The following is a 25,745-nucleotide window of genomic DNA, read 5'->3' as shown; positions in this document are numbered from 1 at the left end:
AGCCCGAAATCCTATTGGAGTTCGGGCTTTTCTTTGCGTGCTCAAGAGAAAAGAAAACAGAATCTTCGGAAACGTCCTACACGCGATCAGGAAATACCCTATCGCAGCCCTCAGACCGCTGCCGAATAATCCGGCAGCCCTCAAACGCTGGCGGCGCCGCTTATTCGCCCGCCAAAAGCGCCTCAATCCTGTGTGTTCCCATCTACTGCGCCAAGGCTGCGCATCGATGCGAACCCCCTCGCTCTGCCAGGTACCCACGATGTCCAGACACACCCTTCGCATTTTGCTGGTAGAGGATCATCCGTTTCAGCTCATCGCGCTGCAGATCCTGCTCAACAACCACGGCTTCTACCGCGTGACCCCCGCCCTGACCGCCAGTGAAGCGCTGGCGGCAATGGAGCGCAGCGACATCCCTTACGACCTCCTGCTCTGCGATCAACGCCTGCCGGACATGAGCGGCATCGAACTGATCGAACGGGCAAGCCGACGGTGCCTGATAAGAGAGGCCGTCTTGCTGAGTGGTCTGGAACCGTCACAGTTGCAGGATATCGAAACTCAGGCCATCAGAAACGGCATCCCATTACTCGGTTGCCTGATCAAGCCGTTGAACACGCTGGAACTGTTCCGACTTATTTCTTCCATTCCCGGTGACTGCTGACGCTATCGCGGCATCTCATTGGCACTTGCATCGCTGGCAAGTTAATAACATCACGCTGCCCAGTCGTTAATGAATACCCCATTTTGAGGGTAGGCGTTGCTGCATCACCTTTTTGAGTGGTTTAGATATGTAGTCAGCGCCTGACTTCAATGTAGGATCATTCCGATTCGCAATAAACGTCATGCGACTGATAACTTTTTTTCGACGACTATAACGCTCGTTTTTTAAACTTTTTTGAGCCGCTTGAGTAATGACGTACGGCAATACGCCATTTTTTGTAGGACATTTCCTATATACAGCCATCAGCCCTTTCAGCTCATGCGCGCCCTCTAGTTTCTGAGATAAGGTGCGCGCTTTCTTCGTTGCTCGTTATGGATTGAATTATGAAAACAGTTTTTATCATCGATGATCATCCTGTGATTCGTCTCGCCATCCGGATGCTGCTTGAGAATGAGAATTACGAGATCGTGGGCGAGACCGACAACGGGGTGGACGCCATGCAGATGGTCCGCGAATGCATGCCGGACCTGATCATCCTGGACATCAGCATTCCCAAACTCGACGGCCTTGAGGTCCTGACGCGCTTCAATTCCATGAATCTGCCAGCAAAGATTCTGGTACTGACCGGACAAGCACCCAGTTTGTTCGCCATCCGTTGCATGCAAAACGGCGCCGCGGGCTATGTATGCAAGCAAGAAGACCTCAGCGAACTTGTCAGCTCGGTGAAAGCGGTACTCTCTGGCTACAATTATTTTCCAAGTCAGGCGCTCGGCATGTCGCAGACAGACGGAGTTCCCGAAGAACTGGAGCGCTTCAAAATAGTCAATGACCGAGAACTGATGGTCCTTCAGCTATTTGCCCAAGGGCGGACAAACAAGGAAATCGCCAAGGGCATGTTTCTCAGCAACAAGACGGTGAGCACTTATAAAACCCGTCTGATGCAAAAATTGAAAGTCAAGACGCTCGTCGAACTTATCGAGATGGCAAAACGCAATTCGCTAGTGTGAGAGATAGGATGTCTAAGGGGTTGAAGGACTATTGGATAGCATGCGTGTTGGCATGCCTGAGCATGGGTATTCATGCCGGATCGGCTGCGGCCGAACGCTATACCCTGCTCAGCCGTGCCAACCCGGCGCACATGGATGTGACGCTGGACCGGACGCAGTGGCAGTGGGTGCGCAACAAGCGCGAGCTGGTCCTGGGCACTTCCGCTCCGGACTACCCCCCTTTCGACATGACCCTCACCGGCCGTGACTACGAAGGTTTCACCGCCGACTACGCGGGTATTCTGGGGCGGGCATTGGACCTGCCCATCAGGGTCCTGCGCTATGACTCAAGGAACGCGGCCATCGACGCACTGCTCAGCGGGGAAATCGACCTGCTGGGCAGCGCCAACGGTTACGAGGCCGCAGGGTCCGAACTCAAACTTTCGTCTCCGTACGCCGTTGACCAGCCGGTACTGGTGACGCGTACGGGTGAGAACCGGAGTCTGACCGATGGTCTCAATGGCCTGCGCCTGAGCATGGTCTATCACTACTTGCCCCCGGACGAAATCAGCGCGCTTTACCCCAAGGCGAGCTTACAGACTTTCCCTTCATTCCAGAGCGCGATCAATGCGGTCGCGTTCAATCAGGCCGACGTCTTTCTGGGCGACGCCATTTCAACCCACTACGTCATCAACAAGGGTTACCTCAACAACGTTCAGATGGCCAACTTTGGCAAGCACGAGCCCAACGGGTTCAGCTTTGCCGTCAAGGGCGACAACACAGCGCTGCTGGAGATCGTCAACCTGGTCCTCAAGGGCATTCCCATCGAGGAGCGCATCGCCATTTCCAAACGCTGGGGTGCAGGCGCCGACCTGCTGCTCACTGACCAGAAACTGCAACTGACCCTACGCGAGGAACGCTGGATCGCCCAGCATCCAACGGTTCGGGTGGTGATCAACGATGCTTACGCGCCGCTGACTTTTTTCGACGTCAACGGTAACTTTCGCGGCCTGACGGCGGACCTGCTGGACCTTGTCAAGCTGCGCACCGGGCTGCGCTTCGAAGTCAGTCACGCGCCGAGCATGCGCGACATGATGAACCGGCTGACCCAAGGGCAGGCCGACCTTATCGGCGCCATGGTGCCCAGCGACGAACGCGAAAACCGCTTCAACTTCAGTCGCCCCTACATGGACAACGCCTTTGTGCTGGTGACCCGCAAGGAAACGTCCAGTCCTTCCAATCTCGATCAACTGGAAGACAAACGCATTGCCCTCACCCTCGGCAGCCCGGTGATGGAATACCTCCAGCAAGCGTACCCGCGCATTTATCCCGTGGAAGTCGACAATCCCGCCCAGGCGCTCGACATGCTGGCCCATGGTCGCGTGGAAGGGGCTATCACGTCGTTGTTCAGCGCCAATTATTTCATCTCATCGCGGGGGCTGAGCGATGCCTTGCAAATGCGGGTGACGGTGGGCCGTGACCCGGCGCGCATCGCCATGGCAACGTCGCGCAACGCCCCGGAACTGAGCGGCATCATCGACAAGGCGCTGTCGAGCATTGCGCCGGAAGACCTGGCGGTGATAAACAACCGCTGGCGCACGTATGTCCCTTCAGGGGGTGGCGCCTGGCAGGACTATCAACTGCTGATTTACCAGATCGTCATCGGTGCGGGCCTGTTGCTGCTCGGCTTGCTGGCCTGGAACGCCTGGATGCGGCGTCAGATCAAGCAGCGCGTACGTGCCGAACGTGCGCTGGGTGACCAGTTCGAATTCATGAGCGCGCTGGTCAACGGCACGCCCCACCCCATCTACGTGCGCGACAGTGCCGGGTTGCTGCAACTGTGCAACGACAGCTACCTGACCGCCTTTTCGGCTAACCGCGAAGACGTGATCGGCAAGAGCATCCTCGACGGGGTGCTGAGCGATGCCCAGGAAGCCCGGCAGTACGTTGCCGACTATCAACAGGTCATGCAGAACGACACGCCGCTGATCCTCGACCGTTCGCTGCACATCGGTGATCGCTCATTAACCATCTACCACTGGATTCTTCCGTTCCGGGATTCCCTCGGCAAGGTACAAGGCATTATCGGTGGCTGGATCGACATCAGCGAACGCCGCCAATTGATCGAGGAACTGCAAACCGCCAAACAACAGGCTGACGACGCGAACCGCGCCAAGAGTACTTTTCTGGCGACCATGAGCCATGAAATCCGGACACCGATGAACGCTGTCATTGGCATGCTCGAACTGGCCCTCAAACGTGCGGACCAGGGTCAGCTCGACCGTCCTGCCATTGAAGTGGCGTACAGCTCCGCCAAGGACCTGCTGGAACTGATCGGCGACATTCTCGACATTGCGCGCATTGAATCGGGCCGCCTGACCCTCAGCCCTGAGCGGGCGAATCTTCGGCAGTTGGTAGAATCGGTGGTCCGGGTTTTCGACGGCCTTGCGCGGCAAAAAAGCCTGTCGCTGCAACTGGACCTGGACAGCCGCATCAACATCGATGTGCTCATCGATCCCCTGCGCTTCAAGCAGATTCTTTCCAACCTCATCAGCAACGCGATCAAGTTCACCCAGCAGGGTCAGGTCCGCATCAGCCTGCAAGCCGAGGACTCCGCCACCGAGCAACAGGTTCGCCTGCACGTGGTCATCCAGGACAGCGGCATCGGCATTACACGGGAGGATCAGGCCCGGCTGTTCGCGCCCTTCGCTCAGGCCGACAACAGCGGGCAATTGGCCCGAACCGGCGCCGGGCTGGGACTGGTCATCTGTCGCAGTCTGTGCGAAATGATGGGCGGCACCCTGACCCTCGACAGTGAGCCCGGCCAGGGCACCCGCGTGCACATGATGTTCGACCTGACGCCTCTCGACCCGCTGGCCAACCTTCCCGTGGTCAAGGAGAACAGCGAGCATGACACCGCGACGCTGGACATTCTGGTGGTCGACGATCATCCCGCCAACCGCCTGTTGCTCTGCCAGCAACTGGAGTTCCTGGGGCATCGTTGCGAGGTGGCCGAACAGGGGGCCCAAGGGTTGGAGCATTGGTTGGCCCGACACTTCGATCTGGTGATCGTCGATTGCAACATGCCCGTCATGAATGGGTACGACCTGACACGGGCAATCCGCACCCACGAACGTGAGGGTGGTCAGCAACCGTGCACCACTCTCGGCTTCACCGCCAATGCACAACCCGAGGAAATCCTGCGCTGCCGCGAGGCCGGCATGGACGATTGCCTGTTCAAGCCGATCAGCCTCACCGCGCTCAATGATCGGCTGTCACGAATCGGGGTCGGGCAGCGCTACCGGGGGCTCAAGACCGAAAATCCACCGTTCGACATGGGCAGTATCCTGGCGCTGACCGGCGATCGTCCGACGATGATCGAACACCTGATCAAACAGTTGATCAGCAGCTGTCGTGACGATGCCCAAGAGCTGAACGACGTGAGCACACGGGGCAATCGCCAGGAGATGCGCGACATCGCACACAAGATCAAAGGCGCCGCGCGGATCATCAGCGCCAGTGAGGTCATTGCTCTCTGTGACCAGCTTGAACACGCCTGTGACGATGAAAGCCCGCCGATCACGCTGAAGGATCACGCACAGGCATTGAGAGGCGCACTGATGAGGCTCGAACGCGCATTGCTTCAGCACCGCCAATCCTAGCGGTGAGCGCTGAGAACCGAATACAAAAAAGGGAAGCACCCCAGACAGCGGCTTCCCTTTACGCACCTCACGCTATCAGTTGCGGTCCAGCTCGGTGAGCAGCGTCTTGTTGAACAGCACCGGATCTTCCATTTGTGGCGCGTGTCCTTTCTCAGGGAACTCCACCAGCCTGGCGCCCGGGATGAGCTTGGCGGTTTCTTTGCCCAGGACGTTGTAATGCCCGATCCGGGCTTTCACCTCGGGTGGCGCAATGTCGCTGCCAATCGCCGTGGTGTCGGCATCGCCGATCAGCAATACCGTGGGCACCTTGAGGCTGGGCAATTCGTAAACGACCGGCTGGGTGAAAATCATGTCGTAGATCAGCGCGGAGTTCCACGCCACTTTCTGATGCCCGGCACCCGCGTTCAGCCCCGCGAGCATGTCCACCCAACGCTCGTATTCCGGCTTCCAGTGGCCAGCGTAATAGGTCGCCTGCTCGTATTTGCGAATGCCGTCGGCATTAAGCTTCAGTTCACGCTGATACCACTGATCGACGCTGCGCCACGGCACCCCTTTCGCTTTCCAGTCTTCCAGGCCGATAGGGTTGACCATGACGAGTTTAGCGGTCTGCTCGGGGTAGCTCAGCGCGTAGCGAGCGGCAAGCATGCCGCCCGTAGAGTGACCGATGATGTCAGCGTTCTTGATGCCGAGGCTGGCCAGCAACCCATGGGTGTTGTCCGCCAGCTGATGGAAACTGTATTGATAGTGATCCGGTTTGGTCGAGGTGCAAAAGCCGATCTGGTCGGGCACGACCACGCGGTATCCGGCAGCGCTCAGGGATTTGATGCTGTCTTCCCAGGTGGCGCCGCAAAAATTCTTGCCGTGCATCAACACCGCCGTTCGACCGTTGGCGTTCGCTGTGGGCGGCACGTCCATGTAGCCCATTTGCAGCTGGGTGCCTTGGGATTCGAAGGCGAAATAATGCAACGGATAAGGGTATTTGAAGCCTTCCAGATTTTCCCCGTAGCGGGACGTGGAAGCATCGGCCGCAGCGGCGGTGGACGCCGTGAAAATGAACGCACAGGCGAGCGCCAGGCGCGAGAGTTCTGATCGCAACATGAAAAGCCCTCTGAAAAAAGGCAGGCTTCCACCCGCTGGTTAAGACAGCGTTAAGACGTGAGGCCTGGGCCCGGAATGACAACCGGGTGTGGCCCTTTCGAAATCAGGCGAGGCCGCGAGTTCCCGCCCCGCCCTTCATTCCGAAACCACCCTGACTCGCTCTCAAGTGCGACACCAAACGCCGTGCTACGAGCCGCGCATTCAGAGCGGCGCCGCGTCATCCACGACCCGCGTCGACAAGCCGTCGATTACCAGCGACCGGCGTGCTGGCCGCCGTCGACGTTCAGGCGCTCGCCGGTGACGAACGCGCCGTTCTCCAGGTACATCACGGCGTCAACGATTTCCTGCTCTTCGCCCATACGGCCCATTGGGTGCAGCTTGCCCAGGAACTCATGATTTTCCGGACCGTGCATTGGCGTCTTGATGATGCCGGGTGCCACGGAATTCACGCGGATGCCCCGGGTCACGTATTCGATGGCCAGACCGCGAGTGACCGCGTCCAGGCCCCCTTTTGTGATCAGTGCCAGGCCCGCTGGAATATCGGTCAACGCCTGGTTGACCAAGGTGGTCGTGATTTGAACGATGTGGCCGTTCTTGTGCTTCAGCATTTCCGGGATGGCGAGCTGGGTAATGTTGAAGAAGCCGTGAATATTGGTTTGCAGCATGCGGGCCAGGTCATCGGCGGTGTATTCCGTGAACGGCTTACCGATAAAGATGCCGGCATTGTTGATCAGCGTGTCGACGCGACCGAAACGCTCAATGGCGGTGTCGATCAGCTTCTGCGCCGTTTCGCGGCTGGCGATGTCACCCGGCACGGCGATAACGCCGGTGTCCGACGATGGCTTGATGTTCCGGGAATTCGCGGTCACGGCAAAACCGGCATTGCGATAGCCCGCGACGATTGCGGCGCCAAGACCTTGGGATGCGCCGGTGACGATGGCGACTTTTTTTGCGAATTGCTCATGGTTCTACTCTCCAAAAAAGATCGGCGGGTCATTGCAGAACAGCCGTATTCAAACAGGGGAGTCGATCTTAGGTTCGCCGAAGGCACTTAAAAATTCACCATCTGGTCTCAACGGCTGATAAAAAATGCACAGGCTCCGATGAGCTTGCTCAGCCTGTGCCACAGCCGACTCACCAAAATTGCCACCTCCACGCCGCCCCCAAAAAATATTTCAAAGGCCTGTAACCAAACGCTCTTCGCCAACGAAATGGGTGGCATAGCGGCACAAAGCCAGCCGTGCTCACTCCTCCTTCGGAAGCCGATACCCCATGAAACTGATGCAAAGGTTGAACGACTGGCTGGGAACGCCAGTGCCCCCATCGCCCTCCGCCGACACGCCATTGTTGGCGAGCCTGTTGTCGATGGCCTGGTTGGTGGAAGCACGGGACCCCTACACCGGCGGGCATTTGTGGCGGGTTTCTCAGTATTGCGCGCTGCTGGCAGATAAAGCCGGTCTGCCCGCGACCGAGGTGCAATTGATCGCGCTGGGAGGTTTTGTTCATGACCTGGGCAAGATCGGCATTCCCGATGCGGTGCTGCGCAAGGCGGGTCGGCTTGAGGAGAACGAATACGACGTCATCAAGACCCATCCCGAGATCGGCAAACGTTTACTGGACACCCACCCGCTGGCCGGGCTGGTAATGGATGCGGTCTGGTCCCACCACGAAATGCCCAACGGACGGGGCTATCCGCGAGGACTGAGCGGCGACCAGATTCCGCGAATGGCCGCCATCACCGGCATTTGCGATGCCTTCGACGCAATGACCAGCGACCGGCCCTATCGCAAGGGCATGCCGCTCGATGACGCATTGAAGATCGTCGAGGACAGCGCAGGCAGCCAGTTTCACGAGGCCTATGCGCATTTATTCGTCAGCCTGGGGCGTGAAGGCGGGTTGCAGCACATTTTGGGCCATACCGATGCCGGCATTCCGCTCAGGCGCTGCGAGAACTGCGGACCCACGGTCGTCGTGTCGCGCACCCATGGCGCAGGCGATCTGGTGTTCTGCCCGGCCTGCGAAATGGGTTACGAACTCTACCGGCCCGATCAGGGGAACCTGCTCAGGGTGCGTGGCACCGGCAAAAAAGGCACGGCTGACCAGTTGAAACCGGTCCCCGATCAGGCGTTGATCCAACACCTCGCCCAACGGCTCACACCGTCGGTGGCCGCCTGATGTTCATCCACACGCTGCACCCGAGCCGTGCAGTCTTTTTCGAGTATTCGCGATGAGCGCACCGTCACAACGGCTGTTCAGTTTTATCGGCGGGGAACAAGGGTCCTGGCCGATTCAGCGTCAGACAAACCTTACGGGGGCGCCGTTGCCAGATGCCGCGCGCGTGTCGGTTCTGCCGGGCGTCGCAGGTGAGGCCCCACGCGTGTCCGTCTGGCACCTGCAAGGCATTACCAGCAACGAGCGCTACGTGACCCGCGATGAGAAAACCGCGCTCGCTGCCCGCCAGCCCGATCTCGGGCGCCCCGCCGCCACCTGCGCGGCCCTGATCGCGCTGCGCAAGAATCCTGCGTGGTGGGCGCTGACCCAGGACGAGCGCCGAGCGATCATCGAAACGCAGTCCAACCACATTGCCATCGGCATGCGCTACCTCCCCGCCATCGCCCGCCGGCTGTACCACTGCCGCGATCTTGCCATGGCTCAGCCCTTTGATTTCGTCACCTGGTTCGAGTTTGCCCCTGCGGACAGTGCCGCGTTCGACGATCTGCTGGCGCGCCTGCGCGAATCCGTGGAATGGCAATTCGTCGACCGGGAAGTGGACATCCGTCTGGTGCAGGCAGGCCCGGCATGATGACGTCGGTCAGGGGCAAATTGATCGCCGGGTTTGGTGCGGTACTGCTGTTGACCGCGCTGCTGACCTGGAGCGCGCTGTACAACGTCAACCAACTCGCCACCCGCAGCCAGTCGCTGGTGGACAGCATTTCCCTGGACAGCCAGATCGCGAAGATTCGCCTTCAGGAGCATGACTTCGACCGTGCCATGGAGGCGTCGGCGGTTGAAGCCTTTCACCAGGAAATCGAACGGTTCGACCAGATCGTCGCCAGCGTCCAGAGCGATTCCGGTGACCGCGCTCTGGCGTCCGTCCAGCGCATCAAGGCCGTGCGCGGTCACTATCAGGACACGTTCAACCAATTCGTCGCGGCCCGTCGTCACGCTCAGGACGCCCAACACCTGATGACGCCGGTGATCGGCAAGATCAAAAGCCGACTGGAGCACGTCACCGGCGGACTGTTCGACGCGCTGGCGGGTGACACTGTGCGCATTGGCGCCGCCCTTCAGTCCGCCGTGACACTGCAATCACTGACTGCCACGTTGCAGGATCAGGTCGACAGTTACGTGCAGAACCCGACAGACGACGCGCACCGCATGCTGTCCTCCAGTGCTGACAGCATTCGCCAGCAGGGCAACGACTTGTGGGAGCAGTTGCCGAACGAAAACCTCCAGCGACTGTTGGAAGAAGCCCTCAGCACCGTGCTGGTGTATCAGGATCAGGTGGCGCAATTCCGTCAGGACATTCAAACCAGCCTGCAAGCCAAGGCGCAGATGCTTGCACAGGCGAAAGAATTGCAAACCCTGGGCGAAACCCTTTATCGCCAGCATGTCGAGGGGCGTCAGGCGGATGTGCGTTTCGCGCAAGGGTTCCTCTTCACCACCGCCACGCTGACACTGATGTTGGGGCTGGGCGCCGCTTGGCTCATCACGCGACAAATCATCCCGCCGTTGAACCGCGCCCTGCTGCTCGCCCGTCAGATCGCGTCGGGGGATGTGACCGGCGAGCGCAAGACCGGCCAGTTCGGGTCGAGCGAATTCAGCACCGACAACCGAGACGAGATCGGCCAGATGATGACGGCCATGCAGGACATGGCCGAACAGCTCCGGCAAATCATCGGCCGTATTGGCGGCGGTGCCGAGCGCCTGACCTCGGCCGCTAAAGCGCTGTCCGTCATCACCACGCAAAACGACGTGGGCGCCGGACAGCAACGGGAGCAGACCTCGCAAGTGGCCGTGGCGGTCGCAGACATGGTCGCCAGCGCGCAGCACGTTGCGCAAAACGCCCGAGACACCTCCCACGCCACCGAGGTGACGGAGCAACGCACTGTCGAGGGCGACCAGATCATCGCCCAGGCCTTGCTTCACTTCGATCAGTTGCTGACCCACGTGACGCAATGCAGCACGGCCATGACTCGCTTGCGCCACGACAGCGAACAGATCGACGGGGTGTTGGGCGTCATTCGCGAAGTCGCCGACCAGACCAACCTGCTCGCCCTCAATGCGGCCATCGAAGCCGCACGTGCAGGCGAAAGTGGACGAGGGTTTGCGGTCGTGGCCGATGAAGTTCGCAGCCTCGCACAGCGCACGCAGCAATCCACTCAAGAGATCGAGCAACTCATCCTGTCATTGCAGAACGGGGCACGGGACGCCACGGCGCTGATGGCGCAAAGCGAAAGCATGAGCCACTCCAGCGTGGAACTGGCCCGGGCCGCCGGACAGGTGCTGAGCGAAATCCGTGGCTCGGTGGCGTCGATTCACAGCATGAACCTGAACATTGCAGCCGCGGCGGACCAGCAAACCGAAGCCTCGAAACAGATCAGCAGCCGTCTGGTGCAGGTGCGCGACATCGCGGACGAGTCGGTGGAAAACAGCTTGAGGACCACGGAGGCGAGTGCCGAGCTCTCGCGCCTGAGCATCGAACTCACGGCGCTGGTGCAGCGTTTCAAGGTGACCTGATCAGGCCAGACGCCCCGGTGATAACCGCCCTTGAGCTTGAGCAAGGGCCACTCGATAATGAGCCTCGCCTTTCTCCCGCCAGGACGTATCGATGAGAGCTGAAAATCTAAGCTGGGACGACCTCCGGATTTTCATGCACGTGGCCCGCTGCGAAAACCTGTCCAAGGCCGGCAAGCAGCTCAAGGTCGATCAATCGACGGTGAGCCGTCGGCTCAATCATCTGGAATACAGCCTCGGCTTCAGCCTGTTCGAACGCGGCAACACCGGATTGCAGCTGAATGATCAGGGGACCCGGTTGCTGGCGCAGGTCGAGCTGATGGGCGCCGGGTTTTCCGGGCTGCTGGACGAGCTGTACACAGGCACCAACGAAATCGCGGGCCGCGTCAGAGTCGGCACGATGGAAGGGCTCGCTTCGCTGTACCTCACCCGGCAGATTCCCAGGCTTCAAGCGCTGCACCCGAACGTGACCCTGGAGCTGGTGACGTCGACCCATCAATTGCAGGTCACCCGGCGCGAGGCTGACGTCTTCCTCGGCTTCTTCGAACCCAAGGGTCATGGCTTCCATTCCGAACGGCTGGCCAGCTTTGAACTGAACCTCTACGCCTCAGACGATTACATCGCCCAGAAAGGCTTGCCAGATGCGCAGAATCTGGCCGAACACGATTTCGTCGGTTACGTCGAAGAGCTGATCGAGATCAGCGCCGTGCGCTGGCTGGATGACCTGATCCAAAAGCCGAACATCGTGTTTTACTCCAATAGCATGCTGTCGCAGATGTTCGCCGCAGCGGCGGGCGTGGGCCTGGTCATGTTGCCCTCGTTTTCTGAAGCCGAGCGCTTCGGCCTTCGGAAAATCGAACTGACGACCCCAGCCATTACCCGAGAACTCTGGCTGAGCGTTCATCAGGACCTGCGTTACATTGCCCGCATCAAAACCATGACCGCTTATTTGACCCGGCTGTTTAAAAACGACGAGCATTTCCGAAACGCTTAGTACAGGCCCGCCCCTTTCTTAGTGTTTTAAACGCAGCGCATTCAAACTTGCCGCCCCGCCCACGTGCAGCCCTTATTCTCAACCCGCCTTGAAGCCGTGCACTGGCAGCCCATCGAGCCGCCGTCAGCACCTCGCATTTTCAAATCGCACCAAAGCGTCGCACATCCTGTTTCAGGGCACCGAGATAGGGATGCAGGAATGCAACAGGCCTTGTGGCATTGCTGATTGGCGAAGCCTTTCATTGATTTAGACTCGCCAACGTACTGCACACTTGCGAGGCCTGTTCATGAAACCTGAAAACATCTGGAACGCCATTTATGCGCACCCCGATTTCGCCGTATTAATTAGACGCCGAAGAAGGCTGGTGTCTCTTTTGATGTTTGTCAGCATGGCCGTGTACTTCGCGATCCCGGTCCTGTCCGCCTACTTCCCCGAGTTTCTGGCTTACAAGGTCATCGGCGCGATTAACGTCGGATTGATTTATCTCGTGGGTCAATACTTTTTCGGCGCCGCCATTGCCGTGCTCTACGCCTATCGCCTGAAAGGCATTGATCGCATGGCCGCCTCCCTCGTGACTGAAGTTTCCGTGAGATTCCAGGATGAACATGTCAAACATTAATCCCGCACGCCTCCTCGGCTCCCCTCACGCATCCGCTCATGTCTCAGGCAAGGCGAAACTCTTGGCGGCGGCCCTACTTTCCATGGTTGCCACTCACAGCCAGGCCGCGACCTTAGTGTCGGACGGCAACCGGGCCATGACCTTTAGTGTGTTCGCACTGTTGTTCTTTATCACCCTGGCGATTACTTACTGGGCTGCGCGAAAGAACAATTCCGTCAAGGATTTCTACACCGCCGGCGGCGCGCTCTCCGGGAAAATGAATGGGTTGGCGATTGCGGGGGATTACCTCTCCGCTGCCGCGTTCCTGGGCGTTTCCGGTCTGATTGCCATTTATGGGCTGGACGGCATCACCTACGTCATTGGCTTCTTCATCTCTTTCATTCCCGTCCTTTTATTGGTGGCAGAACCTTGCCGCAATCTGGGCAAGTTCACCCTCGGCGACGTGCTCGCTTTCCGCAACAGTTTCCGTGCCTCGAAATCTGCCGTGGCCATATCAAGCGTGCTGGTGGCGCTGTTTTACATGGTCCCGCAAATCGTCGGCGGCGCCGTCATCATCGCCGCGTTGATTGGCATTCCGTTCGAGATATCGGTGGTGTCGGTGGGCGGTCTGATGTTGATTTACGTGCTGTTTGGCGGCATGCGGGCGACTACTTCGGTGCAGATTCTCAAAGCCACCCTGCTGATCTCGTTCTGCTTCTTGCTGGTGGTGCTGAGTTGGGCACCCTATGGCTTCAACATCAGCGCGTTTTTCAGCGACCTTGTTGGCAGCGCCGCCGTACAGAAACATGTGCTCGGAACGCTGCTGAACGGGGTGTCGAATCTGTCACTGGAACAGGCCGGTCAACGCTTCATGGAGCCTGGCCTGTACCTGCAAAACCCGGTTGAGCAGATCTCGCTGAGCCTGGCGCTGGTGCTGGGCACGGCCGCCATGCCACACATTCTGATGCGCTTCTTCACCGTGCGTGACGCCCAGCAGGCCCGAACCTCGGCGCTCACCGCGATGCTGCTCATCGGCCTCTGCCACCTGTTCATCGTGGTGATCGGGTTCTCCGCCGCGCTGCACCTCGGGCCGTTTGCGGTGGCGTCCATGGACAAAGGCGGCAACCTCGCAGCGCCGATGCTCGCGCAATTCCTCGGGGGCGGCCCTGACAGCCTCGCGGGCAACCTGATGCTGGCTTTCGTGGCGGCGGTGTCCTTCGCCACCATCGTCGCCGTAGTTGCAGGTCTCACGCTCGCCGCCGCGTCCACTCTGGCCCATGACGTGTACGTCGGGGCGGTTCGCCAAGGCAAGGCCACCGAACGGGAGCAGACCAACGCCGCACGCATCGCGACCCTGGCCATCGCCGCCGTCGCCATTCTGGCGGGCATCTCCGCCAAGGGTCAGAACGTCGCGCAGCTCGTCGGCCTTGGTTATGCGGTGGCGGCGTCGGCGAACCTGCCTGCCCTCCTGCTGACGCTGTACTGGAAACGCTGCAGCACCGCCGGCGTGGTGGCCGGGTTGCTGGGCGGGACAATCCTGTCCATCGGACTGGTACTGGTGTCGCCGAACATGACCTACCCGCTGATGCAAAAACAGGCGGCGATCAGCGCGGCGACGGCCGCCAGCACCAAGGTCGAGAAGATCGACAACGGCACCCTGCAAGCGACACCGGAAGAGCGCGCCAAATGGGTCAGCGATGCCGCCGCGCAAACGGCCATCGCGAACGGAATTCCGGCCTCGGCCACCAGCCTCGTCGGCCTGAGCGAGCCGTTGATCCAGCTTCGCAACCCCGGCCTGATTTCCATCCCGTTGGGCTTCTTGCTGGTGGTGCTGTTTTCGCTGTTGTTCCCGAGCCAACTCTCTCAGTCGCGCTGGGTTGAATTTTCCGTCCGGCGCGAGACCGGGCTGGGCGTCGCCGAAGCGGCACATCACTAAATCGTTTGAATAAGGTAAAGGTTATGGCACTCCCCACTGTCAACGTCGCCGCCGCGCACGCCGCGTCGGTTTACATGAACAAGGCCGCCTGCGTCGACAAAGCCTGTTCGTTCATCGCAGAGGCCGCCGCCAATGGCGCGGAGCTCGTCGTGTTTCCGGAATCGTTCATCCCCGGTTTCCCGGTCTGGGCGGCACTCTGGGCCCCCATCTACAACCACGACTGGTTTCGTCTGATGGTGGAAAACAGCGTGATGATCGACGGCCCGGAAATCACCGCGATCCGTTCCGCAGCCCGTCGCCACAAGATCATCGTGTCGTTGGGTTTCAGCGAATCGACACGGGCGAGCGTGGGTTGCATCTGGAACTCGAACGTCCTGATCGACGAGGAAGGCACGGTCCTCAATCACCACCGCAAGCTCGTCCCGACCTTCTACGAAAAGATGGTTTGGGCACCTGGCGACGGCCACGGCCTGCAGGTCTCGAATACGCGTATCGGCAACATCGGCGCGCTCATCTGCGGCGAAAACACCAACCCCCTCGCCCGCTATTCACTGGCGGCGCAAGGCGAGCACATTCACATTTCCGCATGGCCGGCGATCTGGCCGACGCGCAAACCCGGAGGCCAGAACTTCGATAACCTGGCGGCAAACCGCATTCGTGCGGGCGCTCACTCGTTCGAAGCGAAAGTGTTTGGCATCCTCAACGCCGGTTTCGTCGATGATTCGATGCTCGACCTGCTGAAAAAGAGCGGCGACCCGGTGGCCATCGACGTGCTCGACAACAGCCCCCGCGCCGCGACGCAGTTTCTTGACCCGACTGGCGCAACCCTCGGCGACACGCTGCAAAACGAAGAGGGCCTGGCCTACGCCACGTTCAACCTCAATGATTGCATCGAGCCGAAGCAGTTTCACGACATCACCGGCTATTACAACCGCTTCGACGTGTTCGACCTGACCATCGACCGCCGCCGCATCAGCCCCGCGACGTTCAAGGACACCGATCCGGCAAGTCGGCCGAACCTGGAGGCGTTGCCAGCGCTGGATTGATTTGAGGCCATGAAATCGCGACCGGATGGGCATTCGAACAGAGCAGGCATCCCGCGGCCTTAGCTGATAGACTGCGCACCGTAATTACTTAGAGGATTTTTTCATGGCTACTAACCGTTCCCGTCGTCTGCGCAAGAAGCTGTGTGTTGACGAGTTTCAGGAATTGGGTTTTGAGCTCAATCTGGAGTTCAAAGAGGATCTGGACGAAGCGGCAGTGGACGCGTTCCTCGACGCTTTCCTGACCGAAGCCATGGACGCCAACGGCCTCGACTATGTTGGCGGTGACGACTACGGCCTGGTTTGCCTGGCAGAGCGCGGCTCGGTCACCGAAGAGCAACGCGCCACCGTTGAAGCCTGGCTGAAAGGTCGCAGTGAAGTGACCAAGGTCGAAGTCAGCGCACTGCTGGATGCCTGGTACCCGGAAAAGCCGATCAACGCTGCGAAGTAATCGCGCTGCGTTGACATGACTGAATGTCGCTTGGCATCGGTCATGACTAAAAACCACCCTTCATGGGTGGTTTTTTTATGGGCGGTGGTTTATCGAAAACAGACAGAAGCCTGTCGTTTCACGTGACAATTCGACAAGATTTGAAAAAATAGCGCGGTTTGACGGCTGTCCCCCGGCGCAAGTCACGAAAGCTTGGGGCATAATGCCGCACTGTCACCGGGCGCTATTTTTTGCCTGTTGGGCCGGGACACTTTTCAGTCGCGGCCGTTTTCATGTCACGAGGGAATCCATCCCCTCCGGTTGTCCCTCTTCATTGCAGTAGGGTTTATTGAATGATCAAGTCTTTGCGTCCGTTGTTTTTTGCCACCCTGCTTCTACCGATTTCGCTGTCTGTTGCCGCTGCCCCGATCAACACCGCATTGCCCCCCAAGGTTCAAGAGGCCCTCAAGGTCGCCAAACTGAACAACGATGCCCTCTCCCTGGTCATGCTTCCGCTGACCGGTCCGGGCACTCCTACCGTGTTCAACGCTGACGTCTCGGTGAACCCGGCGTCGACCATGAAGCTGATCACCACCTACGCGTCGCTGGAAATGCTTGGCCCGACCCATCAGTGGAAAACCGAGTTCTACACCGACGGCACCCTGAGCAACGGCGTTCTGCGCGGCAATCTGTTCCTCAAGGGCGGCGGTGATCCGAAGCTGAACATGGAAAAGCTCTGGCTGTTGATGCGTGACCTGCGCGCCAATGGCGTGCAGCAAGTGACGGGCGATCTGGTGCTGGACCGCAGCCATTTCATCCAGCCGCAACTGCCGGTGTTCGACGACGACGGCAATGACAAGAACAAACCGTTCCTGGTCCGCCCCGATTCGCTGATGGTCAATCTCAAGGCCCTGCGTTTCGTGACCCGCAACGACGGCGGCAAGATTCTGGTCTCGGTCGAACCGCCCATCGCTGCCATTCACATCAACAATCAGGTCAAGGCGCTGTCGTCGAACAAATGCACCGGCGACGTGCTGTACAACCCAGTCCCTGAGGCCGATGGCGGCATCACCGTCACGGTGTCCGGTCAGTTAGGCGACGGCTGCAACTCGCAGACTTACCTGTCGCTGCTCGACCACCCGACCTATACCGCCGGTGCCGTGCGCGCCATCTGGCAAGAACTGGGCGGCACCATTCTCGGCAAGGACCGTCTGGACGTCGTGCCCGGCAGCGCCAAGCTGCTGGCCAAGGCCTACTCCCCGGACCTCGCGGAAATCATTCGCGACATCAACAAATTCAGTAATAACACGATGGCCCAGCAACTGTTCCTGAGCCTGGGTTCCGAGTTTCGCAACGAGGCGGATGGCGATGACGCCAAGGCCGCGCAACGGGTGATCCGTCAGTGGCTGGCGAAGAAAGGCATCACCGCGCCGCATTTGGTGATGGAGAACGGTTCTGGCCTGTCCCGGGCTGAACGGGTGAGCGCTCGTGAAATGGCGCAAATGCTCCAGGCCGCGTGGAACAGCCCGTACCAGGCCGAGTTCATGAGTTCGCTGCCGCTGGCGGGCATGGACGGCACCATGCGCAAACGCCTGAAACGCACCGCGCTGCGCGGGGAAGCGCACGTCAAGACCGGCACCCTGAATACCGTTCGCGCCATCGCCGGGTTCAGTCGGGACAGCAACGGCAACACCTGGGTCGTGGTCGCGATCCTCAACGACGCTCGCCCTTGGGGTGCGTCGTCGATTCTCGATGAAGTGCTGGTGAGCATGTTCAATCAGCCAAAACTGGCCAACACATCCATCTCGCTGCAACAGTAATACGCCCTTCGAGCGGCGCGCTGTCGTGTCTCACGACGGCGCGCCTGACTCCCCTCTCTGCTTTGCACGGCCTCGCGCGCCCATGGGCGTCTGTGCATGTTCCCGCGCCATGCCTGAAACACTTCAAGCGCAGGCTGCCAATTCTGACAGTGATGTCATCCACTTCCTGTGCGGGGAACGCTAAGCTCGGCGTTCTGATTCACCACACAGGATTGCGACACCATGAAGATCACAACAGGCAAGCGACTGCGTGACACCCTGCTGATTTCCAGTCTGTTGGCATCCGCCATGCTGATGGCCGGACCCTCGCAGGCAGAAGATGCGAAGCCGACCCGCGTCCGCGGCGCAATCACCGCGATTGACGGCGATGTACTGAAGGTTCACAGCAACCGCAACGAAGACCTGCAGGTCAAGCTGACCCAAGACACACAAGTGCGCGGCGTGACGCTGGCACAGGTCGCCGATATCAAACCGGGCAGTTACGTGGGTTCAGCCGCCGTGCCCCAAGCCGACGGCACCCTGAAAGCGCTGGAAGTGCACGTGTTCCCGCCGGAAATGGCCGGCACGGGCGACGGCCATCGGGCGTTCGACCTGGGCAAGGACAGCACGATGACCAATGGCTCGGTGGGCGATCTGGTGAACAGCAACGGGCGGACCATCACCGTCAACTACAAGGGCGGTCAGAAGAAGATCGTGATCCCGGACGACGTGCCCATCGTCAACCTGGTGCCCGGCGACCGCAGCCTGCTCAAGCCGGGCGTGAAGATCATCGTGCAAGCACAACCGGCAGCGGACGGCTCGTTGAGCGCGCTGTCGATTTCTGCGGGTGAGAATGGCGTGACACCGCCGATGTGACGCACTTACGCCGCTTTGATTCTGGCCGGGTGGCCAGAATCAAGAGCGCTTAAACAGCGTTTCAGTAATTAGAGGGCATGCCTCACAAGCACGTAGCCACCATTGCTCCACGCTGGTCTACCGCCTTGCCGCCCGGCTTGGCGTAGAAGCTGATTGCGGTGGAGCCGCCCTTCGCACTCACGTCCGCGAAGTACTCGCCTTCGGTGGTGTACACCGTGAACTCCCCAGGCTTGCCCTGCTCCATGAAGACATCGGCGACATCACCGAACAGCTGCACATTGCCCCAACTGACCTTGATGCATTCGGCCACCGCAGCGGCGGGTTTCTGGCTCGCATACACCTGCGCAGGCCCGGCGGAACGCGTTTGATTCAAGCCCATGCACCCCGTCAGCAGCGCCAACGCCACAGCTCCCGCCCAATGTTTCATGACAGTCCCTTCGATAAAAAAGGAGCGATCTTACCAGCAAGCGGACCCATGCCCTACTGACATGATGCGCATTGCCTGCGTTGACTGCGCCTGATCAGTCATCCAGCCCGGCGGGGGGCGCGGCAGGGGCCGCTTTACCTGCCTTGCCCGGTTTGCCCCCCTGCGTCGCGGCTTTGGGCTCTGCCGCGGGCGCGACCGGTGCAGCGGCTGCGGCCTCTTTCTCAGCCATCGGCATCTGGTCGATGGTGCTGAAAATCTCCTTGGGATCGATCGCGCCTTTGTGATCGATCTTCTTCTCGCCGTCCTTGCCCACCAGAATCACCTGGGCCTGGTTTTTGTCCAGCACGCCGAGTTTCAATTCCCGGATCAGCGCCATGGTCGACTGGGCGTCCATGTCCTTGCCGTTCCGCTGCCCGGCCAGAGAGACGATGGTGTAGAGCACCATGTTGCGCTTGGCGAAGGCTTCTTTATTGGCAGGCTCATCGAGGCTTTTCTTCAGCGTCACCAGCGTCGGGTCCACAGAACTGGAAGCGATGATGATCAGCGGACGCGACTTGCCACGCTCCTGCGCCAGTGGGGTGTCTGCATCCGCTGCCAACAGGGGACCGGCAACAGCCAACAGAACGGCAAGGGTCAGCGACCGAGTAAACATACGCACCTCCTTTCGATTTCCATGCACTGATGATCGCGCATCGTGGCAAAAGGTCCAGCCGAGAGACTGAAAAATCAGGATTTTTTTCTGCGTAAGGGTTTGAGAAATAGACGAGAAATGCCTGAAGCCACCGGCACACCTGAGCCGGAGCTTTTCGAGGAACGTAAAACCACCGACAACAAAAAAGGGTGAGTCTTTCGACTCACCCTTTTCGCGACCGCCCAGCAGAGCGGATTTTGTTTGGTAGGCGCGATTGGACTCGAACCAACGACCCCCACCATGTCAAGGTGGTGCTCTAACCAACTGAGCTACGTGCCTGCTGTGGGTCGGCATTCTACGGATATTCAAATGTGTGTCAACGTCTTTTTTCACGTTAACCCTATGAATATGCGAATTTTTTGCAAAGGCCTCGCGGACGCGTTTCCATCGCGCTCCGATCCGTCCCATGACCGTTGGTCGCCATGACGGCACTCCGTTCGATTCCCGAGAGCCCAAGTCAAGACAGGACCCTAGACATGGAGATCTCCCGATGAACAAATCATTTGCGGCACTGGCGCTGGGTTGTGCGCTGGCGTGTGGCTCGATAGCAGCGTTGGCTGGTGCGGCGTCTCCCTCCGTGGGACCACCGCCCTCGCAGACGGGCCAGGATCCACGGACACAAGGCGCGGACATCGAACGACAAGGTACTGACATGGACCCAGCGAATCCAGCTAACGGCATTCGTCGAGGCATGAACACCGGCGCGATGAGCAACGGCACCGGCGGCAGCAATGACGTCGATTTGCCAGGCGGCTCAACCACCGGCAGCGGTTCGTCTGGCAGCGGTTCCAAAGGCTCGTCAGGCGGCTCCTCCAGCGCAGGCGGTGCTGGTGGCTGACCAACACCCCCTCTCATGAAATGGCGCCCGAGCGGCGCCTTTTTCATGGCCGGAAAAAAGCCGGAACTGACGTATCATCACATCCCTGTTACATCGCAGGGGTATTAAAGGCAGAACCTCTCGCCCTGCCCTGTCGATAGCTGGGGAACATGATCGTGGGAATGAAAAAATCAGCGCTGGAACTCAAGCGCGACCTCAACGCCATCGCCGGTAATCTTGAACGCACAGCCGGGGAAATCAGCCGTTTGGCCGAGCGTATCAACGATGTAGACGTCGTGGCGGTGCTGCACCTGATGAACCAGCAGTACAAGGACGCGGATCGGTTGCGGGCGTATGTGGATGAGATCAAGGCGGGACGTATTACGCGGGGCAAGGCCGAGACCTAGCGTGTTCAGGCTCGACACGTTCGACGACAAAAAAGGGCGACCCTCCCGGATCGCCCTTCTCATGACCGCCCAGCAGAGCGGATTTGTTTGGTAGGCGCGATTGGACTCGAACCAACGACCCCCACCATGTCAAGGTGGGTGGCATATAACACCTAACCTACTGATTTAATTGGAAAAGCCCATCTAAACGACCACCTTCAAAATTGCCCGTTTCACTCCATAAGAATCAATAACTTACGAGGGGTTTTGCAAATTCTTTAGGTCTGAATAAGAGTTCGGTTACCGTGTGAACGTTTGAGCTTTCGCCAGTATCACGCCAGCTATCAAACGGCGTCTCGCCTGAACGGCTCCAACTCATGCAGGTAACGTGTAAACGTCTCGGGAGGCGGCATCGCACCCTGCCGTTGCAAGATCAATCCTACTGCTCCTCGGTGGTAAATCCCGTGAGCCAAAACATGGAGCAGGATTTCTTCCCGTAACATGCGACCTTGTTTGCCGTCAGTGAAAGTAAATTCGATTGGCTCATTCAATTGCTCTGTCGTCATCGACGACGCGTACCCAACGAACCACTCATCAAGCTCTGTAATTCGCGCTCGAAGCTCATCGAGGCTTGGAGTTTCCGGCGTGTTCGCGGCCTCAAAAGGATGGGACGTGTTTGTGAGATGCGCCTTGAAAATCTGATCTACAACATTTATGTGATTCATGAATCGAAATGCAGTAAGGCCATCAGGCTGGCTTATTTCAATACCTGATTTGGCAAGGCCCTCAAGTGCTTCACGATTGGATTTCTGCTTGAATTTGAACATTGCTTCGAACATGAAGGTCAAGTCCTTATACGGGATAATTACAGTGAATCCGCAGTTTTCGACAGCTGTTCTAAAGCAGCTTTGGGTAATCTGTGTAACCTTTGGCTCCGCCGGACTGCAACGTAGTCACGTCAAGCTCATTTAATTCAGCGCCGAGTCGAAACCGCTCAACGAGATCTGGGTTGGCGGCGAATAAGCGAGCGAAGGCAATCATGTCGACTTTGCCACTTTGCAGTGCTTCGGTGGCTTGGGCCAAGTCGTAACAGTTGTTGCCGATGACGGGCCCGTGAAACATCCTGCGTAATCGAGCGAAATCCAAACCCGGAACATCTCGACTGGACAGCAATTCCCCTTCCGCGAAATGCAGATAGGCCAGCCCATACCCATTCAGTCGACTAACCAGATGCGAGTACAGCGCTTCGGGGTTGCTGTCACGGATATCGCCGTAGGTCGACAGGGGAGACATCTTTACACCAATTCTATCGGCCCCCCAGATCGGGATGATCGCTTCCACGACCTCGATCAGAAGCCGAACTCGGTTTTCGACAGAGCCTCCGTAATGATCTGTTCGTCGATTGGTGCCATCTCGAAGAAATTGATCCAGCAAGAAACCATTCCCTGCATGGACCTCAATGCCGTCGACGTTGGCTTTCTTGGCCCGCAGCGAAGCTTGAAAATACTGATCAACAACCTGCGCGATTTCGTCAGAGTCCATTTCGTGGGGCTCTGGCACCGCTTGCGGGCCGGAGTCGGTGTAGACCTCTACGTTAGGCCGAATAGCTGAAGGACCAACAGGTTGGCCACCATTCAGCTGTAGATCTGGGTGAGAGAGCCTGCCGCAATGCCACAATTGCATAAAGATCACCGCGCCGCGCGCGTGCACGCCGTCTGCGATGGTTTTCCAAGCCCTCATCTGCTCGTCGTTATAAATGCCAGGAGAGTTGCGATAACCCTTGCCCTGACGCGATATCTGCACTGATTCAGTGATGATCAGACCGGCACTTGCTCGCTGGCTGTAATACTCGGCCATGAGGGTTGTTGGCATATCGTTTTGCGCGGCACGCATGCGCGACATTGGCGATTTGACGATACGATTACGCAACAGATACGGACCTACCCGGATGGGTTCGAACAATGGGTTTTGCCCATGATCGTCGGATTTAGACATATCACCTCCTGGATCAACGCCACTCATTTAGTTTTGCTGAAATCGAACGCGCCTTTGGATGTCACGAAGAACAGGCATTCTGTCTGAGATATGCATTTGGTGACGTGCGATTCGCCGCCTTTTTGATACCAGTACGATCCGGCAGCCAAGGGATGGTCTGGTGAATTAACGGCAGGCTCATTTGCAACGACGCCATTAATGACAACACCGTAATAGCTGAAACTGTGACTATGCAGCGGGCTTGCCGTATTACCCGGCATTTTGATGAAGTTACTGTGCTCTCCCGTTGCTGGGTCGCCCCAGCCATTCGCAATAGTTAGCCCCTCTTTGTTCTGATAGAAGTGCATTGCACTGACGGGTACCGTCAGGGTGGTGTCTGGCGCAGCGTTAGAAGCGGCGAAGGCCGAAGAGAAAGCAGTGGCGAAACTGATGACAACAGCTAGGGGGAACGTGCGACCGAGCATGGGGTTTTCCATCAAGATTAAGAAAAGAGGGTTGGCCTATGGCCAGGCGATGGAGTATCTGCCGATCTTTTTTGGTGCAGAACTCGCGCCCACCATAATTCACTCTTTCATCACCTGAAATGATGGATGGATGCATTCGATTAAACCGAAGGGGCCAGTATCCCGCCCGCCGCCTGATATCGCGCCAGCAAATCTTCTAGCCGGTGTTCGTGCTTGCCATAACCAGCACCTGGCAGACTTGCGCAGATGTTCGACACCTTGTCGATCGCGGCGGCGATGTTGCCGACGAGAATGTCGGACAGCGCGCCGCGCTCGCGGATCATGTTCAGGCTCTCATGGGCCACGCTGATGAGAAGATGACGAAAGAATACCAGGAGGGACATCGCACCAAGGAAATCGAGTACGTCGAGGTAGGTGCAGGACTCGCCCTCTGCCCTCGCAGGCCGGGCCAGAAATGCACCTCTTACCCGAAATATGGGTGGGGGTTTTGCAAAAGTTTTGCAAAAAAAAGGGCGACCATTTCTGATCGCCCTTCTACAGCCCGCGTATTTCGGGGCTTACAACTGGTAGGCGCGATTGGACTCGAACCAACGACCCCCACCATGTCAAGGTGGTGCTCTAACCAACTGAGCTACGTGCCTGCTGTGGAGCGGCATTCTACGGATATTCCACAGCCTGTCAACGGGGTATTTTTTCTAACCGGCTGATAACTATCGTTTTTTGCAGAACACTCATGCCAAGTGGCACATATATAAGACACCCAACGGCCTCTTTCCCGCTGGTGACCGCCATTTATCTCAGGTAGGATCGCCCCATTCGTAAAAAATATTAAACAGGGGCCACTCGATGACGAACACCGCTTACCCTCAGTCTTATTACGCCGCGTCCGCCAGTCACGCCCCTGAACGTCCGTTGCTGCAAGGTGAGGTGGAAACGGATGTGTGCGTGATCGGCGCCGGTTATACCGGGCTGTCGAGCGCGCTGTTCCTGTTGGAGAACGGCTTCAAGGTCACGGTGCTGGAAGCGGCCAAGGTAGGCTTCGGCGCGTCGGGCCGGAACGGTGGCCAGATCGTCAACAGTTACAGCCGCGACATCGACGTCATCGAGCGCACGGTCGGTGCAAGACAGGCGCAGTTGATGGGCGAGATGGCGTTTGAAGGCGGACGTATCATCCGTGAACGCGTGGCCAAATACCAGATTCAGTGCGACCTGAAAGACGGCGGTGTGTTCGCGGCCATCACCCCTAAGCAAATGGATCATCTGGAGGCGCAGAAAAAACTCTGGGAGCGCTATGGCCATACCCAGCTGGAGCTGATGGACCAACGCCGCATCCGCGAAGTGGTGGCCTGCGATGAATACATCGGCGGCATGCTGGACATGAGCGGCGGCCACATCCATCCGCTGAACCTGGCACTCGGTGAAGCGGCGGCCGTGGAGTCGCTGGGCGGCGTGATTTACGAGCAATCGGCGGCCATCAGGATCGACCGTGGTGCCAGCCCGGTGGTGCACACCGCCCAAGGCAAGGTGCGGGCGAAGTTCATCATCGTTGCGGGCAATGCTTATCTGGGGAATCTGGTACCGGAACTGGCCGCGAAATCGATGCCGTGCGGCACGCAGGTGATCACGACCGAGCCGCTGAGCGAGGAGCTCGCGAGCACGCTGTTGCCACAAGACTACTGCGTCGAAGACTGCAATTACCTGCTGGATTATTACCGTCTTTCCGCTGACAAGCGCCTGATCTTCGGCGGCGGCGTGGTATATGGCGCGCGCGACCCGGCGAACATCGAATCCATCATCCGTCCCAAAATGCTCAAGGCGTTTCCGCAACTAAAGGACGTGAAAATCGATTACGCGTGGACCGGCAATTTCCTGCTGACCCTGTCGCGTCTGCCACAAGTCGGCCGTCTGGGCGACAACATCTATTACTCGCAGGGTTGCAGCGGCCATGGGGTGACGTACACCCACTTGGCGGGCAAAGTGCTGGCCGAAGCGCTGCGCGGACAGGCGGAACGCTTCGATGCGTTCGCCGGACTGCCGCACTACCCTTTCCCCGGCGGCCAGCTGTTGCGCACGCCGCTGACGGCGCTGGGTGCCTGGTATTACAGTTTGCGGGACAAGTTGGGGTTCTGATCAACCCACGCGGCAAAA

At 58.7% G+C, this 25,745-nt stretch carries 24 protein-coding genes, 2 tRNA genes and 1 pseudogene; 17 read left to right on the top strand and 10 right to left on the bottom strand.

All coding sequences use genetic code 11. From position 1 onward, the window contains the following. Positions 1-259: 259 nt before the first annotated feature. The 3 genes from GVN17_RS11025 (at position 260) to GVN17_RS11015 (ending at position 5,306) form a co-directional block, all read left to right on the top strand. Complete coding sequence (locus GVN17_RS11025; protein WP_166595291.1) at positions 260-658, top strand: response regulator; 399 nt, start codon at positions 260-262, stop codon at positions 656-658. 383 nt (positions 659-1,041) lie between these two features. Further along, positions 1,042-1,665 carry a response regulator transcription factor gene (locus GVN17_RS11020; RefSeq protein WP_166595290.1) on the top strand — a complete coding sequence of 208 codons (624 nt, stop codon included), beginning with the start codon at positions 1,042-1,044 and terminating at the stop codon, positions 1,663-1,665. An 8-nt stretch (positions 1,666-1,673) separates the two neighbouring features. Further along, positions 1,674-5,306, top strand: a complete 3,633-nt coding sequence (locus GVN17_RS11015) for a transporter substrate-binding domain-containing protein (protein ID WP_371928534.1) — start codon at positions 1,674-1,676, stop codon at positions 5,304-5,306. Between the two features lie 75 nt (positions 5,307-5,381). Here the strand turns inward: GVN17_RS11015 and GVN17_RS11010 are convergent, their stop codons facing one another. Together GVN17_RS11010 and GVN17_RS11005 are read right to left on the bottom strand one after the other, a co-directional pair. Continuing rightward, on the bottom strand, positions 5,382-6,404 hold the full coding sequence (locus GVN17_RS11010) for an alpha/beta fold hydrolase (protein ID WP_166595289.1): 1,023 nt from the start codon (positions 6,402-6,404) through the stop codon (positions 5,382-5,384). Positions 6,405-6,652: 248 nt separating this feature from the next. After that, positions 6,653-7,342, bottom strand: coding sequence for an SDR family oxidoreductase (locus GVN17_RS11005; RefSeq protein WP_166595548.1), 690 nt, complete (start codon positions 7,340-7,342; stop codon positions 6,653-6,655). Positions 7,343-7,676: 334 nt separating this feature from the next. Here GVN17_RS11005 and GVN17_RS11000 point away from each other — a divergent pair, with 334 nt between their 5' ends. From GVN17_RS11000 to GVN17_RS10955, 11 genes and pseudogenes are all read left to right on the top strand, one after another. Then, positions 7,677-8,579 (top strand): HD-GYP domain-containing protein, encoded by a 903-nt coding sequence (locus tag GVN17_RS11000; RefSeq protein WP_218576165.1) that lies wholly within the window; start codon positions 7,677-7,679, stop codon positions 8,577-8,579. A 52-nt stretch (positions 8,580-8,631) separates the two neighbouring features. Beyond that, positions 8,632-9,207 carry a chlorite dismutase family protein gene (locus GVN17_RS10995; protein WP_166595288.1) on the top strand — a complete coding sequence of 192 codons (576 nt, stop codon included), beginning with the start codon at positions 8,632-8,634 and terminating at the stop codon, positions 9,205-9,207. Continuing rightward, positions 9,150-10,286, top strand: a pseudogene (locus GVN17_RS29965) (methyl-accepting chemotaxis protein); the annotation flags it as partial. The gene GVN17_RS10995 and the pseudogene GVN17_RS29965, both read left to right, overlap by 58 nt. Beyond that, complete coding sequence (locus GVN17_RS29960) at positions 10,260-11,144, top strand: methyl-accepting chemotaxis protein (protein WP_371928538.1); 885 nt, start codon at positions 10,260-10,262, stop codon at positions 11,142-11,144. The pseudogene GVN17_RS29965 and the gene GVN17_RS29960, both read left to right, overlap by 27 nt. Before the next feature lie 91 nt (positions 11,145-11,235). Next, complete coding sequence (locus GVN17_RS10985; protein ID WP_166595286.1) at positions 11,236-12,135, top strand: LysR family transcriptional regulator; 900 nt, start codon at positions 11,236-11,238, stop codon at positions 12,133-12,135. Between the two features lie 286 nt (positions 12,136-12,421). Beyond that, positions 12,422-12,754 carry a DUF485 domain-containing protein gene (locus GVN17_RS10980; RefSeq protein ID WP_166595285.1) on the top strand — a complete coding sequence of 111 codons (333 nt, stop codon included), beginning with the start codon at positions 12,422-12,424 and terminating at the stop codon, positions 12,752-12,754. Beyond that, positions 12,741-14,669 carry a cation acetate symporter gene (locus tag GVN17_RS10975; RefSeq protein WP_218576164.1) on the top strand — a complete coding sequence of 643 codons (1,929 nt, stop codon included), beginning with the start codon at positions 12,741-12,743 and terminating at the stop codon, positions 14,667-14,669. Before GVN17_RS10980 ends, GVN17_RS10975 begins: the two co-directional genes overlap by 14 nt. Before the next feature lie 23 nt (positions 14,670-14,692). Then, on the top strand, positions 14,693-15,715 hold the full coding sequence (locus GVN17_RS10970) for a carbon-nitrogen hydrolase family protein (RefSeq protein ID WP_166595284.1): 1,023 nt from the start codon (positions 14,693-14,695) through the stop codon (positions 15,713-15,715). A gap of 103 nt (positions 15,716-15,818) precedes the next feature. Next, complete coding sequence (locus tag GVN17_RS10965; RefSeq protein ID WP_166595283.1) at positions 15,819-16,163, top strand: YggL family protein; 345 nt, start codon at positions 15,819-15,821, stop codon at positions 16,161-16,163. A gap of 332 nt (positions 16,164-16,495) precedes the next feature. After that, positions 16,496-17,962 (top strand): D-alanyl-D-alanine carboxypeptidase/D-alanyl-D-alanine-endopeptidase, encoded by a 1,467-nt coding sequence (dacB, locus tag GVN17_RS10960; RefSeq protein WP_166595282.1) that lies wholly within the window; start codon positions 16,496-16,498, stop codon positions 17,960-17,962. A 222-nt stretch (positions 17,963-18,184) separates the two neighbouring features. Then, positions 18,185-18,817, top strand: a complete 633-nt coding sequence (locus GVN17_RS10955) for a DUF5666 domain-containing protein (RefSeq protein WP_166595281.1) — start codon at positions 18,185-18,187, stop codon at positions 18,815-18,817. Positions 18,818-18,899: 82 nt separating this feature from the next. Here the strand turns inward: GVN17_RS10955 and GVN17_RS10950 are convergent, their stop codons facing one another. The 3 genes from GVN17_RS10950 to GVN17_RS10940 form a co-directional block, all read right to left on the bottom strand. Next, complete coding sequence (locus tag GVN17_RS10950) at positions 18,900-19,244, bottom strand: 2-oxoacid ferredoxin oxidoreductase (protein ID WP_166595280.1); 345 nt, start codon at positions 19,242-19,244, stop codon at positions 18,900-18,902. A gap of 94 nt (positions 19,245-19,338) precedes the next feature. Further along, entirely contained in the window at positions 19,339-19,896 is a 558-nt protein-coding gene (locus GVN17_RS10945; RefSeq protein WP_166595279.1) for a DUF4174 domain-containing protein, read from the bottom strand. A gap of 241 nt (positions 19,897-20,137) precedes the next feature. Then, positions 20,138-20,214: transfer RNA gene (locus GVN17_RS10940), tRNA-Val, on the bottom strand. Between the two features lie 211 nt (positions 20,215-20,425). Here GVN17_RS10940 and GVN17_RS10935 point away from each other — a divergent pair. Together GVN17_RS10935 and GVN17_RS10930 are read left to right on the top strand one after the other, a co-directional pair. Then, complete coding sequence (locus GVN17_RS10935; RefSeq protein WP_166595278.1) at positions 20,426-20,773, top strand: hypothetical protein; 348 nt, start codon at positions 20,426-20,428, stop codon at positions 20,771-20,773. 161 nt (positions 20,774-20,934) lie between these two features. Then, complete coding sequence (locus tag GVN17_RS10930) at positions 20,935-21,159, top strand: hypothetical protein (RefSeq protein ID WP_256665182.1); 225 nt, start codon at positions 20,935-20,937, stop codon at positions 21,157-21,159. Positions 21,160-21,482: 323 nt separating this feature from the next. Here the strand turns inward: GVN17_RS10930 and GVN17_RS10925 are convergent, their stop codons facing one another. The 5 genes from GVN17_RS10925 to GVN17_RS10905 form a co-directional block, all read right to left on the bottom strand. Further along, entirely contained in the window at positions 21,483-21,977 is a 495-nt protein-coding gene (locus GVN17_RS10925; RefSeq protein WP_166595276.1) for a DinB family protein, read from the bottom strand. Between the two features lie 58 nt (positions 21,978-22,035). Then, the gene (locus GVN17_RS10920) at positions 22,036-23,133 is read right to left on the bottom strand and encodes an alkene reductase (protein WP_166595275.1); all 1,098 of its coding nucleotides are present in this window, start codon (positions 23,131-23,133) and stop codon (positions 22,036-22,038) included. A 23-nt stretch (positions 23,134-23,156) separates the two neighbouring features. Then, positions 23,157-23,597: a DUF4437 domain-containing protein gene (locus GVN17_RS10915; RefSeq protein ID WP_218576162.1), complete on the bottom strand. Its 441-nt coding sequence runs from the start codon at positions 23,595-23,597 to the stop codon at positions 23,157-23,159. 140 nt (positions 23,598-23,737) lie between these two features. Continuing rightward, positions 23,738-23,980, bottom strand: a complete 243-nt coding sequence (locus GVN17_RS10910) for a glycoside hydrolase family 104 protein (RefSeq protein ID WP_166595273.1) — start codon at positions 23,978-23,980, stop codon at positions 23,738-23,740. A gap of 181 nt (positions 23,981-24,161) precedes the next feature. Continuing rightward, positions 24,162-24,238: transfer RNA gene (locus tag GVN17_RS10905), tRNA-Val, on the bottom strand. 205 nt (positions 24,239-24,443) lie between these two features. On the opposite strand from GVN17_RS10905, the gene GVN17_RS10900 reads away from it, so the two are divergent. Beyond that, positions 24,444-25,727: an FAD-binding oxidoreductase gene (locus GVN17_RS10900; protein WP_166595272.1), complete on the top strand. Its 1,284-nt coding sequence runs from the start codon at positions 24,444-24,446 to the stop codon at positions 25,725-25,727. Positions 25,728-25,745 lie beyond the last annotated feature (18 nt).

Origin of the sequence: Pseudomonas sp. SLFW (assembly GCF_009905615.1) — a bacterium.
Lineage (GTDB): Bacteria > Pseudomonadota > Gammaproteobacteria > Pseudomonadales > Pseudomonadaceae > Aquipseudomonas > Aquipseudomonas bambusae.
This window is presented reverse-complemented; position numbering and strand designations above follow the sequence as displayed.